Source organism: Arthrobacter sp. P1_B3, assembly GCF_056406615.1.
This window is the reverse complement of the sequence record NZ_JBFTZV010000010.1, coordinates 33,443-47,065: the sequence shown is the minus strand read 5'-3', so window position 1 is coordinate 47,065 and position 13,623 is coordinate 33,443. Positions and strand designations below refer to the sequence as shown.

The following is a 13,623-nucleotide window of genomic DNA, read 5'->3' as shown; positions in this document are numbered from 1 at the left end:
GACGGCGTGCCCGCGGCTCCCGGAACGCACGTTCCGTAGCCGGCGGCCCGCCGTCGTTCTCCCCCGAGGCACTCCCCGAGTCGCGGCGCCTAGCGGCGCGAGGCGTCGATGAGGTCCTTGTCCTCGTCCTTGGGGCCGGAAACACCGGCGCCCGTGTCGACGGCGGCCGGCGCCCAGGCGTGACCCTGCTCGTGGTCCAGGTGCGTGGACTTCTTGTTCTTCAGCGCGAAGATATAGACCAGAAGGGAGATGCCGATGGCCACCGTGACGTAGGTGAAGAAGAGTTCTTCCTGGCCGGCTTTCTGCAGTGCCGCGCCGATCAGCGGGACGGTGCCGCCGAAGAGCGAGTTGGCGATCGCGTAGCCCAGGCCCACGCCGAGGGCGCGGATGGACGCGGGGAACAGCTCGGCCTTCACCAGGGCGTTGATGGAGGTGTAGCCGCCCACAATCAGCAGGCCGCCCATCATGAGCAGGAACGCGGTCATCGGATCCTTGGTTCCGGCAAGGGCGGACAGAAGAGGCCAGGTGAACAGGACGCCGGTGATGCCGAACCACAGCAGCAGCGGCTTGCGGCCCACCTTGTCCGAGATGATGCCGTAGACCGGCTGGAGCAGCATGAAGATGAACAGGGCCCAGAAGTTGATGACCGAGGTGTCGGTCTTGGCGATGCCGGAGGTATCGTTCATGAACTTCAGGATGAAGTTGGTGTATGTGTAGAACGCCACGGTGCCGCCAAGGGTGATCCCGATGCAGATCATGAGCGGCTTCCAGTAGCTGGTGAACAGCAGCTTCATGGTCCCCGGCTGCGCCTCGCCCGCCACGGCAGGGGCCTTTGCGGCCTCGATCTGTTCGGCCGAGACGGTTTCCTCCATGGAGCGCCGCAGCCACAGGACCACCAGGGCGGCCACGCCGCCGATCGCGAACGGGATGCGCCAGCCCCATTCGGTCAGCTCGGCCTTGGGCATGGCGTTCTGCAGGAGCACGAGGACAAGCAGGGCCAGCATCTGGCCGCCGATCAGAGTGACGTACTGGAAGCTGGAGAAGAAGCCGCGGCGCTTGGAAGTGGCAGCCTCGGACATGTACGTGGCGCTGGTGCCGTACTCACCGCCCACGGAGAAGCCCTGGATCACGCGGATGAGGACCAGCAGGATCAGGGCCCACAGGCCGATCACGTCCTGGGTGGGCAGCACGGCGATGGCGAAGGAGCCTGCGGACATCATGGTCACGCTCAGCGTCAGCGCGGCCTTGCGGCCCTTGCGGTCGGCGTACCGGCCGAAGAACCAGGCACCGATCGGGCGCATCAGGAACGACGTCGAGAAGACGGCCATCGCCTCGAGGCCGGCCTGGAGCTCGTCCGTGGAGTTGAAGAAGTGCGCCTGGAAGTAGGCGGCGAAGACGGTGTAAACGTACAGGTCGTACCACTCGACAAGGTTGCCGGCCGAGCCTTTGAGGATGTTGCCGACGGCTTTCCGGGTCTGGGCCGCTTCGGACAGTTGGGTGCTCATCAATGAACCTTCCTGGATCCGGCGCCGCCTGTAAGCAACACCGTCCGCCACCCTAGTCCGCGTGATCCGGAGCACTAAGGTTATGTTCATACTGTTCATGGAATGCTTGTTCATGAGCACAATGCGGGTGGATTTGGCTGCGTGGCAGGATGAAACCATGACTTCTACCGCATTCGACTCCGCTGCCTTGGCCGCCTCTGACGCCGCCTCCTCCCCCGCCGTCGCGCTGACAATCGCAGGTTCCGAAGCGACCGGCGGCGCCGGCGCGCAGGCTGACCTGAAGACGTTCCAGGAACTCGGCGTCTTCGGGATCGCGAACCTGACCTGCATCGTGTCCTTCGACCCCAAGGACAACTGGAACCACCGCTTTGTCCCGGTGGACCAGCAGGTCATCGCGGACCAGCTGGAGGCGACGACGGCGGCCTACGGTGCCGCGTCCGGCGCACCGGCCGTGTTGGACACCGTCAAGATCGGCATGCTGGGCAGCCCCGCGACGATTTCGACCGTGGCCGCGGCGCTGGCCGGCGGACAGTTCGCCAACGTGGTGCTGGATCCGGTGCTGATCTGCAAGGGCCAGGAACCGGGCCACGCCCTGGACACTGACCAGGCGCTCAAGTCCCACATCCTGCCGCTGGCCACTTTCGTCACGCCGAACCACTTCGAGGCCGAATCGCTCTCCGGCCTGGAAATCACAGACGTCGAGTCCCTCAAGGCCGCCGCGGTCCGCATCCATGAGCTCAGCGGCGCCGCGGTGCTCGCCAAGGGCGGCGTGCGCCTGGTTGGCCCCGACGCCGTCGACGTCTATTACGACGGCGTAACTCTGGAAGTCCTGTCCGCCCCGAAGGTGGGCGAAGTGGCCGTGTCGGGCGCCGGGTGCTCGCTGGCCGCAGCGGTGACGGCCGAGCTCGCCAAGGGTGCGACGCCGCTGGCCGCCGCCCGGACGGCCAAGGCGTTTGTGACCGCCGGAATCCGGAACCGGGTGGCCTCGGGCGCCCCGTTCGATGCCTTGTGGCAGGGCGGCGCGCGCTAACTCGTTGCGGGGGAACGTTGGAGGGAACGGGAATGGCACAGCACTTTGAGTCCGTGGAGGAATACATCGCCTCGTTTCCTGCTGACGTGCAGGAGGCGCTGCAGGAGATCCGGCGGCGCTGCCATGCCGCGGTACCCGGGTCAGCGGAGATGATCAGTTACGGCATCCCGACGATCACGCTCGGGGGCAAATACGTCGTGTATTTCGCGGGCTGGGCGCACCACATCTCCGTCTATCCCGTGCCCGACGGCGACGAATCGCTGAGCGCGGAACTCGCACCCTACCGCGCAGCGAAGGGCACCCTGAAGTTCCCGTTGCGGAAGCCTGTCCCGTACGAGCTGATTGGAAAAGTGGCGGCGGCCCTGGCACAAGAGAGCCGGAGCGGGGCGCCTTAAGCCGCCGAGTTCGCCGGAAACTCTCCAGTTCGCCGGAAGTTTGCGGCGAACTGGAGAGCTTCCGGCGATTTGGTTCCCGGTTGTCTGCCCGTCAGCGCGGGTCCGCGACCTTCCCCATGAAGAGCGGGAGCCCGGTCTCGATGTGCACGATCTGGTAATGGAACGGCCGGTCGAACTCGATGGTCCGCTCCGGCTGGGGCGGGGCACTGGTGACTGCGCCGTTGACCTGGGTCACGGCCGCGGCCACGGTGCCTTTCTCTGCGACCGTGATGTTGGCGGCCTGGGCAGCCTGCGTGAGCGTCAGCTTCGGCTGGATGGCGTTAAAGTCCTCCGCAGTGCTCAGAGTTTTGTGCAGTCCGAGGGCTCCAAGCACCTTGCGCAGGTCAAAACTGCATTTGTGATCCCACCGGGGTAGCTGGATCTGCACGGATTCCGCCTGCGCCGTGTCGAAGGCTGCCGCAATTTCCGTCAACTTCCCGACGTCGAACGCGGTGGCCGGCGGGCCGGAACCGGCGTCGGGCAGAACCAGCCGCATGACGAAGCCCTCTGCATACGGCAGATCAACTCCGCGCCAGCCCTTGCCTTCCGCGTATTTCATTTTCAGTTCGTTGTTCATGGCGGGAGCGGCGATTTCCTCGCCATCCGCCAAAGTGAAGTGCAGGTCCGAGGTGTTGTTCGGATCAAAGGGCGCACTCCAGGCGGCCGCGAAGTACAGCGCATTGAGCAGGCTGAAGGTGTTGTCCGGATCGTATTTCGCCGGAGCCTCCTTGATCCGGCCACCGGTGTTCTCCGCCACCCAGGCATCCATGGCAGGCTTCGTGGAGCGCTCGTCCGGGAAGTTCACCGGGTACACGCCGGTTCCATAGTGCCGGCCAAGGGTGGCCAGGTACTCCTGGCCCGTGGGCACGGTTTTGTCCACAAACAGGCCGTTCGCCGCGTGCATCACCGGTTTACGCGGCGGGTTCTCCTCGTCCACGGCCCCGGGGTCGCCGTCGAACTTTTCGAGGGAAGCGAGCACCGCGTTCATGGCTTCGTCCCGCCGGTCCGCGGGGAGTCCCAGCACCCCGTCCATTTCGGCGGCGGTGTCCCCGGTGGCGCCGGCCCGCAGCATCGCCAAGGCAATCAGCAGGCTTCCCGGCGAGGAAACGACGTTGCCGTTGGTACCGTCACCGCCGTCGGACAGCAGCGCCGCGCCGAGTTCAAGGGCGGAAGCCCGGAATGCCTGAAGTTCGGCGGCATATGCCGTGCTGTCGACCGCAACCCGCTCCACGCCGTCGGCCTTCAAGAGCCCTGGGGCCGGGGCCGAACATGCGGTGAGGGCCGCCACGGCTCCCGCCGCAGCAATTCTGGCCACCTTCAACTTCATGGCTGCCCTCCGACAGGTGCGTCCGACTATAGGCGGAATCCGCCGCTCCCAGTCAACCAGCCGGAGCGTGGCACAACGATGCCTGTACGGTCACGGTTTGCCGTCGTTTTGGTCTCGGGGCGGCGGCTCCGCGGTTCCCATCCGGGGCGCCGATCCGGTGGTTCTCCTGAGGCACGACGCCGGTGCCACTGACGTCCAGTTCGCCGGAACTGCTCGAGTTCGCCGGAAGTTTCCGGCGAACTCGAGACTTTCCGGCGAACTCGAGACTTTCCGGCGAACTCGCTACGTCCCGGGCGTCAGCGCCGCGGGATGTTCCGCAGGTTGCTCCGTGCCATGCTCACGGCCTCGCCGGCGCCCCGGTTGAGGACCACTTTGGACATCGCCGTGGCGAAGCCCAGGACCTGGGCGCCCTTGATCTTCGGCGGGAGGGACAGCGCTTTGGGGTCCGTGATGAGCTCCACGAGCGACGGCCCGGGGTGGGCGAAAGCTTCCCGGTAGGCGGCTTCGATGCGGGTCGGGTCCGTGACCCGGACGGCGTGGAAGCCCAGGGCCCGGGCAACATCCGCGTAGTTGGCGTCCGGGACATCGACGCCGAAGTCGGGGAGGCCGTCCACCAGCATTTCGAGTTTCACCATGCCCAGCGTCGAGTTGTTGAAGACCACCACGTTGACCGGGAGCCGGTGCGCGGCGACTGTGATGAGCTCGCCCAGCAGCATGGACAGGCCGCCGTCGCCGGAGACCGAGACCACCTGCCGGCCGGGGTAGGCCAGTTGGGCGCCGATCGCATGCGGCAGGGCGTTGGCCATGGAGCCGTGCAGGTAGGAGCCGATCAGCCGGCGGGTGCCCAGCGGGTTGATGTACCTCGCGGTCCAGACGTTGCACATGCCGGTGTCCGCCGTGAAAATCGCGTCCTCGGCCGCCACCTGGTCCAGCAGCGAGGCCGCGTATTCCGGGTGGATCGGCTGTTTCGTCCCCATGTTCCGGGTGTACGCCCCCACGGCCTTGTTCATGAGCCGGTCGTGCTTCTTGAGCATCGAATCCAGGAAACGGCGGCTCTTCTTGGCCGTCAGCAACGGCATGAGCGCGGCCAGGGTGGGAAGGACGTCGCCGTGCACGGCAATGTCGACGTCGGTTCGCCGCCCGAGCTTGTGGGCGGCCCGGTCCACCTGCGCGGTGCGGGTTCCCGGGAGGAACTGGTCGTACGGGAAGTCCGTGCCGAGCAGGATCAGCAGGTCCGCGTCCTCGATGCCCTCGGCCGCGGCGCCGTAGCCCAGCAGCCCCGTCATGCCGATGTCATACGCGTTGTCATACTGCATGAAGTCCTTGCCGCGGAGCGAGTGGCCGATCGGCGCCGCGATCATCCCGGCGAGCGCGATCACCTCGGCGTGGGCGCCCTCGACGCCGGCGCCGGCAAAGATGGCGACCTTGGCGGCGGCGTTGATGGCGTCGGCCAGTTCCTGCACGCTGGCGGGGTCCGGCGTCAGCGTGGCCGGCCGGAATGCCGCGGGGGCCGGGGTTGCGGCGGTCGCCTCCAGACCGGCGATATCGCCGGGAAGGGTCACGACGGCGACGCCGCGGAGCCCGACGGCGTGCTGGATGGCGCTGTGCATGACCCGGGGCGCCTGCTCCGCGGTGCTGATGAGCTCGGAGTAGACCGAGCATTCGTTGAAGAGCCGGTCCGGGTGGGTTTCCTGGAAGAAACTGCTGCCGATCTGCTTGCTTGGGATGTGCGAGGCGATGGCCAGCACCGGAGCCCCCGAGCGGTTGGCGTCGTAGAGCCCATTGATCAGGTGCAGGTTGCCGGGCCCGCAGGAACCGGCGCACACCGCGAGCCGGCCGGTTAGTTGGGCTTCCGCCGCCGCGGCGAACGCGGCGGCCTCCTCATGCCGGACATGGATCCAGTCGATGCCGCCCTGCTGCGAGCCGCCGGTCTTGCGGACGGCGTCGACGATCGGGTTGAGGCTGTCCCCCACGATCCCGTAGATCCGCTGCACACCGGCAGCCTGGAGTTGTTCGATGAGCTGGGTGGCAAGTTCTTTGGCCATGGGTGCACGCTCCCGCGAGGTGGATCGATGAGCTGACACAGGCCAATATAGTCCGCCCGGCCGGGCAGAACCTGAGTGAGGCTCAGTTCCCCGAATGCGCCTGCAGGAAGGTGTAGACCTCGGTCTCGTCAACGCCGGGGAACGCGCCCGGCGGCATTGCGGCCAGCAGGTGCGAATGCGCCCGCGCCGAGGGCCAGGCGTTGCCGGCCCACTCGGCGGTCAGCGACGCCGGCGGGCGGCGGCAGCAGCTTTCGTCCGGGCATGTGGACTTGGACCGCTCCGTTGTGTCGCGGCCGCGGAACCACTTCACATGCGCATACGGGACACCCACGGAGAGCGAGAACTCCCCGTTCGCCGAGCGTTCCGTCCGGGCCGTGCACCAGTACGTCCCGGCAGGGGTGTCGGTGTACTGGTTGTACGCGCTGAACTTGTCCGGGACGTCGAACACCACCCTGGAGGTCCAGTTCCGGCACGAGAACTGGCCCTCGATGGCGCCGGTGTGGTCCTGCGGGAACGTCACGCCGTCGTTTTCGTAGGCCTTGTAGATGATGCCGCTCTTGTGCGTCTTCTGGAAGTGAGTGCGGATGCCCAGGTGCTGGGTGGCGAGGTTGGTGAAGCGGTGCGCGGCTGTCTCGTAGGACACCGCGAAGGCGTCCCGGATGTCCTCGACCGCGATTTCCTTGGCTTGTTTGGCCTCCTGCAGGAATGCCACCGTGGCCTGCTCGGGCAGCAACAGCGCGGCGGCGAAGTAGTTTGTGGCCACGCGCTGCATCAGGAAATCGCCGTAGTTGTTGGGGGTCTGGTGGCCCAGGACGTAGTGGCCCAGCGCCTGCAGCAGCACCGAACGGGGGTCGTGATCGCTGCGCGCGTTCTGCGTGAGATAAATTCGGCGGTTCTTAAGGTCGGTCACCGAACGCGTGGAATGCGGGAGATCACCCACATGGTGGAGGCTGAATCCGAGGTGCCCGGCAATGTCCGAGATGACGTGGTGGGACAGCGGACCGCTTGTGTGTCCCACCGAGGCCAGGACCTTCTGCGCCTCGGCTTCGTACTCGGGGAAGTAGTTGTTCCGCTCCCGCATCATCGCCCGCAGTTCACCGTTCGCGCGGCGGGCCTCCTCCGGCGTCGCGATCTGTTCGTTCAGGCGGCGTTCCAGCTCATGTTGCAGCCCCACCATCGACTCCAGCACATCCATCGGAAGCCGCGAGCTGATGCGGATTTTCGGCAGGTTCAGGGACTCATAGATGGGGCTGCGCTGGTACCGTTCCAGCTCGATCTCTAGGGCCGCACGCCGGTTGGGCGGCTCCGCGCCAAGCAGCTCGTCGATGCTCACCCCGAGCGCCGCTGCAAGCTGCTGGAGCAGGCCAAGCTTGGGCTCGCGTTTTCCGTTTTCCATCAGGCTCAGCTGGCTTGGCGCTGTGCCGACGGCGGCACTCAGGTCGTCGAGCGTGAGGCCTGCCGCCTTGCGCAGATGGCGGACGCGCCGGCCCAGGCTGATGACGTCCACCTCCGGCGCTGCGGGCGCGGACGGCGAAAGAGCTTGGCGATTCCAGCTGGTTGAGTGCATTTCTTGAGAATACGCGAAGAAGTGCATTTCTTTCCATAGCTTTGGTCTAGAAACCTCTTGGAAATTGCAGAAAAGTAGATCTCACGGAAAGATTCACCATCCGGGAACAACCGACCAGGATCTGCAGAGACGCAGACTGACCGACCCCGGCCCCACCAAGGAGACAAAGATGACTGCAGCATTTGAGCCCACCCAGCAGACGCCCGAACAGCAGGCCGCCGCACTGGAGCTCGAGTGGGCCGCCAACCCGCGCTGGGAAGGTGTGACCCGGGATTACAAGGCTTCCGACGTCGTCCGCCTCCGCGGCCGCGTCTCCGAAGAACACACGCTGGCCCGCCGCGGTTCCGAGAAGCTGTGGAAGCAGCTCACGGAGGAGCACAGCACCGGCAAGTACACCAACGCCCTGGGCGCACTGACCGGCAACCAGGCCGTGCAGCAGGTTAAGGCCGGGCTCCGCGCCATCTATCTCTCCGGTTGGCAGGTCGCCGCGGACGCCAACAACTCCGGCCACACCTACCCGGACCAGTCGCTCTACCCCGCGAACTCGGTCCCCACCGTGGTCCGGCGCATCAACAACGCCCTGCTCCGCGCGGACCAGATCGAGTTCTCCGAGGGCATCCAGACGGTCGAGGACTGGATGGTCCCGATCGTGGCCGACGCCGAGGCCGGCTTCGGCGGCCCGCTCAACGCCTACGAGCTCATGAAGTCGATGATCCAGGCCGGCGCCGCGGGCGTGCACTGGGAAGACCAGCTCGCCTCGGAGAAGAAGTGCGGCCACCTCGGCGGCAAGGTCCTGATCCCCACCCAGCAGCACGTCCGGACGCTGAACGCCGCCCGCCTCGCCGCCGACGTCGCCGGCACGCCGTCGGTCATCATCGCCCGCACCGACGCCGAGGCCGCAACCCTGATCACCTCCGACGTCGACGAACGCGACCAGGAATTCATCCTCCGCGAAGGCGGACAGCCGGTCCGCACCCCGGAAGGCTTCTACAAGGTCCGCAACGGGATCGAACCCTGCATCGCCCGCGCCAAGGCCTACGCCCCCTACTCGGACCTCATCTGGATGGAGACCGGCACCCCGGACCTGGAACTGGCCCGCAAGTTCGCAGAATCCGTCAAGGCGGAGTTCCCCGACCAGATGCTCTCCTACAACTGCTCGCCGTCGTTCAACTGGCGCAAGCACCTCGACGACGCCACCATCGCGAAGTTCCAGCGCGAACTCGGCGCCATGGGCTTCACCTTCCAGTTCATCACCCTGGCCGGCTTCCACGCCCTGAACTACTCGATGTTCGACCTCGCCCACGGCTACGCCCGGGAAGGCATGAGCGCGTACGTCGAGCTCCAGGAGAAGGAATTCGCCTCCGAGTCCCGCGGCTACACCGCTACCAAGCACCAGCGCGAAGTCGGCACCGGCTACTTCGACGACATCGCCACCGCGCTCAACCCGAACGCATCCACCCTGGCCCTGGTGGGATCCACCGAAGAAGGCCAGTTCCACTAGACACTTCCCTGCCAGTTGCTCTATCACTTTTGGTCCTCATCGGCCGCCTTGGGGACCAAAAGTGATAGGGCAACAGCGGACTTTCAAGGAGCACCTCCCATGAACAGCTTCACTGACAACTTCACCATCAACGGGATCACACTGACCGCGCAGCCGATTTGCCGGCAGAGCGAGGTTCTTACCCCGGACGCTTTGGCCTTTGTGGCCAAGCTGCACCGGGCCACGGCCGGTCGCCGGCAGGAGCTGCTGCAGGCACGGCAGGAACGCCGCCACCAGATCTCCAAAGGCCAGGATCCGCGGTTCCTGCGCGAGACCGAGGCCGTCCGCAACGACGCGAACTGGCGCGTCGCTCCCCCGGCCCCGGGCCTGGAGGACCGCCGGGTGGAGATCACCGGGCCGGTGGATAAGAAGATGACCATCAACGCGCTGAACTCCGGGGCCAAGGTGTGGCTCGCGGACATGGAGGACTCCTCCACCCCGTCCTGGCGCAACGTCATCCAGGGCCAGCTCAACCTCACGGACGCCCTGGAGCGCAGGATCGACTTCGCCTCGCCCGAGGGCAAGGAGTACAAGCTGCGCCCGGCCGGGGAGCTGCCCACAGTGGTGGTCCGTCCCCGCGGCTGGCACCTGCCGGAAAAGCACATGCTCATCGACGGCGCCCCGATCGCCGGCGGGATCGTGGACTTCGGGCTGTACTTCTTCCACAACGCCCGCCGCCTGATCGCCCAGGGCAAGGGACCGTACTTCTACCTGCCCAAGATCGAGAACCACCTCGAGGCCCGGCTGTGGAACGACATCTTCATCCTGGCGCAGGACCTGCTGGGCATTCCGCAGGGCACCATCCGCGCCACTGTGCTGATCGAGACCATCACCGCGGCGTTCGAGATGGAGGAGATCCTCTACGAACTCCGTGACCACGCGGCGGGCCTGAACGCCGGCCGCTGGGACTACATCTTCTCCCTGATCAAGAACTTCCGCACCCGCGGCCCCCGCTTCGTGCTGCCGGACCGCGGCCAGGTCACCATGACCCAGCCGTTCATGCGGGCCTACACCGAACAGCTGGTCCGGGCCTGCCACAAGCGCGGTGCCATGGCGATCGGCGGGATGGCCGCGGCCGTCCCCAACCGCAAGGACCAGGCTGCCAACGCGATCGCCTTCGAGAAGGTCCGCGCGGACAAGACCCGCGAAGCCGGCGACGGCTTCGACGGCTCGTGGGTGGCGCACCCGGACCTGGTTCCGGTCTGCCGCGAGGTGTTCGACGGCGTCCTCGGCGACCGCCCGAACCAGCTCCAGCGCCTCCGCGAGGACGTCACCCCGGACGACCGCGCCCTCCTGGACATCTCCACGACCACCGGAACCATCACCGAACAGGGCCTCCGGAACAACATCGAGGTGGGGATCCGTTACATCGAGTCCTGGCTGCGCGGCAACGGCGCCGTGGCCATCCACAACCTGATGGAGGACGCCGCCACCGCGGAAATCTCCCGCTCGCAGCTGTGGCAGTGGATCTTCTCCCGGGCCATCACCGACCACGGCGATGTGGTCACCCGGGAGTGGGTGGAGGACATGCTGGACGAGGAATTCGCCAAGCTGGAGCGCTTCGAGGGGGACCGTTTCGCCGACGCGCGGGACATCTTCGAGGAAGTCACCCTCAGCAACGAGTTCCCCTCGTTCCTGACCCTGCCGGCCTACGACCGCTTCCTGCATGAAGCGCGCGACGGCGCCGACGTCGCCACCGGGGACCCCGCGCTGGTTCCGGCGTAGGACTCCACGGCCCCGGGCATCCGGGTCCGCAAAGATTTCCGTTAGCTGGGCTGCCATGCCCTTCGCAACAGGCACCCCGAAATCCGGGTGGCAGTCCAGCAACGGAAGACCCCCACCTACTCGACAACGGCGTCGAGATGACGGCTAAGGCCCATGTTCCTCACGAACATGGGCCTTAGCTGTTGTCTTGATTGAAGTCACCCCGGCGCAGCTTCAACACCCTCAAGCATTTGCGGTCGCTGCCCGCGGCGGTCACTGCCCGCCCGGTACGACTAGCTCGTCCTCACGTACAGATCGGCCGCCGCCCTACAGTCCTTCGTCATCTGGAGCGCAGCACTGGTGTTGGTAAGACCAGCCCCTAGCCCTCCTGGTCGATGGCCGACATATCGCCGACGCCAGGCGTGCCATCGGCGAGCGCGTAGCGCTGCATCACCGCACCCTTCGGTGAGGCGACGACCGGCTCGATGAGTCTGAGGTTCGTCGGAACCACACCGTCGGCGAAGACTTTCTTTCCACCGCCGAGGAGGATCGGATAGACCCAGAGCGTGAGCCGATCGAAGAGCCGCTCGGCGAAAAGGGTCTGTACGAAGTCGAGGCTGCCGATGACGTGGATGTTCGCGTGCCGGTCGCGCAGTTCGCGCACGGCGGCGACGACATCAGGACCGAGCAGTGTGGAGTCGGCCCACTCGAGGGTCGGCGTCTGGCGCGAGGCCACGTATTTCGGGAGGCGGTTGAACAGCCGCGCGATTTCCCCTTCCGCGTGCGGCCAGTACGCGGCGAAGATGTCGTAGGTCCGGCGCCCAAGCAGCAGCGCGTCCATCCCCGCCATCCCGGAGTCAATTTGTTCGCCGACGACCTCGTCGAAGAGAGGCGCCTGCCAGCCGCCAAACGCGAAACCGTCGTCGGCGTCCTCGTCCGGCCCGCCGGGCGCCTGCGCGACGCCGTCGAGCGTGGTGAACAAGTCGATATGGATGAGTCCCATGCCGTGCTCCTTCTCTGTCGCCCGTCGTCGCCCCGGCGACGGGATCACTTCGACGCTGTCACACGATCCCACTGCGAAGCAACGGTTTCACCGGATCGACACGGGCATCCGACAACACCTCAGCCGAGCCACGACATCAGTCCGCCCCGAACACTAGGCGAACGTTAGGAGGCACACCCTAGCGCGGCTTGGGCACGCGGCGCAGGGACAGCGCGGTGCCCACGATGAACGCGCAGACGGAGCAGAGGATCATCAGCAGCGGGCCGGTCCAGGCTCCGGTGACCCCGTGCACGTAGCCCAGCAGTGTCGGCGCCACTGCGCCGAACGAGTACCCCGTGCCCTGGACGACGGCGGACATCCGGGCCGCTGAGGCCTGGTCCCGGGCCAGCCGGATGATGGCGAGGAAGATCAGTGTGATGCCGCCGCCCTGGGCCACACCGCCGAAGGAACACCACAGCCACCATAGCTCCGGGGCGAGCAGTAGGCCCAAAGGTACCGTGAGCCACAGCAGTCCCAGGGTGAGGCCCACCGCCGTCGTGCTGGCGAAACGGGCCGCCAGCGGCACGCCCAGTCCGCCCACAATGGCGAGAATCTGGAAGAGCGAGGACCCTGCTCCGGCGGCTGCGGGCGCCATGCCGAGTTCGTCTGCCAGCAGGCTCGGCAGCCAGGCGGTGACTCCGTAGTAGGAGAACGCCTGCCCGGCGAACCCGAAGGTCAGGGCCGCGGTGATCCACCGGGAGGTGAGCTTGCCACCCGGATGTCCCGGGTCCGTGGCGGGGACGGCTTCGGGAATAAAGGCCCGCCGGCCGACGGCGATCACCCAGACGGTGCCGGCCGACACCGCGAAGAGTCCACTGGCCGCAATCGAGGCCCGCCAGCCCAGCAGATCGGCCAGCGGAGCGGACACCATGGAGGTCAGGAACGAGCCGATATTCAGCGCCGCGGTGTACGTGCCCATCGCCGCGCCCTGCCGGGCCGGGGTGAAGTCACGCCGGATGATCAGCGGGACTACGATGTTGCCGATCGTGATGGCGACACCGAGGATCACGGTGCCCAGCATGACGAGGGCGCCCCCGCCCGCGGAGCGGACCACGACGCCGAAGAGCACGCCGAGCAGGGTCAGGGTGATAGCGAACTCGGGACCCAGCTTGCGCCCGGCCAGGGAGGCCAGCGGCGCGGCCAGGGCAAAGCACAGCACGGGGATCCCGGTCAGGAATCCCAATTCCACCGGGGTGAAGCCGAGATCGTCCTCCAGCTGCGCGATTACCGGGGCCACGGCCACCAACGGGCCGCGCATGTTCAGCGCGATCAGCCCGATCGCGAGCATGAGGAGCCAGCCGCGAGGTGCCCGGGCCAGGTCGCTCATCGGGTGGGCCGGCGCCCGGCGGGCGGGCAGAAATATGGTTTCATCAGTCCCATTGCTATCACGGGCCCCTGCCGCACCTGCGGTATGTGACGCTTCAGGCGC

The 13,623-nt window shown here is 66.7% G+C and carries 10 protein-coding genes; 4 read left to right on the top strand and 6 right to left on the bottom strand.

The features are described from left to right. Positions 1-89: 89 nt before the first annotated feature. The gene (locus AC1D2F_RS12760) at positions 90-1,505 is read right to left on the bottom strand and encodes an MFS transporter (protein ID WP_476966863.1); all 1,416 of its coding nucleotides are present in this window, start codon (positions 1,503-1,505) and stop codon (positions 90-92) included. 157 nt (positions 1,506-1,662) lie between these two features. On the opposite strand from AC1D2F_RS12760, the gene AC1D2F_RS12755 reads away from it, so the two are divergent. Further along, the gene (locus tag AC1D2F_RS12755; protein ID WP_364748407.1) at positions 1,663-2,535 is read left to right on the top strand and encodes a hydroxymethylpyrimidine/phosphomethylpyrimidine kinase; all 873 of its coding nucleotides are present in this window, start codon (positions 1,663-1,665) and stop codon (positions 2,533-2,535) included. A 32-nt stretch (positions 2,536-2,567) separates the two neighbouring features. Then, a complete protein-coding gene (locus tag AC1D2F_RS12750; RefSeq protein ID WP_364748409.1) occupies positions 2,568-2,930 on the top strand; it encodes an iron chaperone in 363 nt (120 codons plus the stop codon). A gap of 91 nt (positions 2,931-3,021) precedes the next feature. Here the strand turns inward: AC1D2F_RS12750 and AC1D2F_RS12745 are convergent, their stop codons facing one another. The 3 genes from AC1D2F_RS12745 to AC1D2F_RS12735 all read right to left on the bottom strand — a co-directional run bounded on the left by AC1D2F_RS12745 (position 3,022) and on the right by AC1D2F_RS12735 (position 7,935). Further along, positions 3,022-4,296: a serpin family protein gene (locus AC1D2F_RS12745; RefSeq protein ID WP_476966862.1), complete on the bottom strand. Its 1,275-nt coding sequence runs from the start codon at positions 4,294-4,296 to the stop codon at positions 3,022-3,024. Positions 4,297-4,592: 296 nt separating this feature from the next. Next, complete coding sequence (locus tag AC1D2F_RS12740) at positions 4,593-6,341, bottom strand: pyruvate dehydrogenase (RefSeq protein WP_476966861.1); 1,749 nt, start codon at positions 6,339-6,341, stop codon at positions 4,593-4,595. An 82-nt stretch (positions 6,342-6,423) separates the two neighbouring features. Beyond that, complete coding sequence (locus AC1D2F_RS12735; RefSeq protein ID WP_229993662.1) at positions 6,424-7,935, bottom strand: helix-turn-helix transcriptional regulator; 1,512 nt, start codon at positions 7,933-7,935, stop codon at positions 6,424-6,426. Positions 7,936-8,077: 142 nt separating this feature from the next. Here AC1D2F_RS12735 and aceA point away from each other — a divergent pair, with 142 nt between their 5' ends. Both aceA and aceB read left to right on the top strand, forming a co-directional pair. Further along, complete coding sequence (gene aceA / locus AC1D2F_RS12730) at positions 8,078-9,409, top strand: isocitrate lyase (protein ID WP_476966860.1); 1,332 nt, start codon at positions 8,078-8,080, stop codon at positions 9,407-9,409. Positions 9,410-9,508: 99 nt separating this feature from the next. Continuing rightward, positions 9,509-11,173: a malate synthase A gene (gene aceB, locus AC1D2F_RS12725; protein WP_476966859.1), complete on the top strand. Its 1,665-nt coding sequence runs from the start codon at positions 9,509-9,511 to the stop codon at positions 11,171-11,173. A gap of 358 nt (positions 11,174-11,531) precedes the next feature. On the opposite strand, the gene AC1D2F_RS12720 is transcribed toward aceB, so the two are convergent. Next, positions 11,532-12,155 (bottom strand): dihydrofolate reductase family protein, encoded by a 624-nt coding sequence (locus AC1D2F_RS12720; protein ID WP_229993665.1) that lies wholly within the window; start codon positions 12,153-12,155, stop codon positions 11,532-11,534. 178 nt (positions 12,156-12,333) lie between these two features. Next, on the bottom strand, positions 12,334-13,521 hold the full coding sequence (locus AC1D2F_RS12715; RefSeq protein ID WP_476966858.1) for an MFS transporter: 1,188 nt from the start codon (positions 13,519-13,521) through the stop codon (positions 12,334-12,336). Between the last annotated feature and the right edge of the window lie 102 nt (positions 13,522-13,623).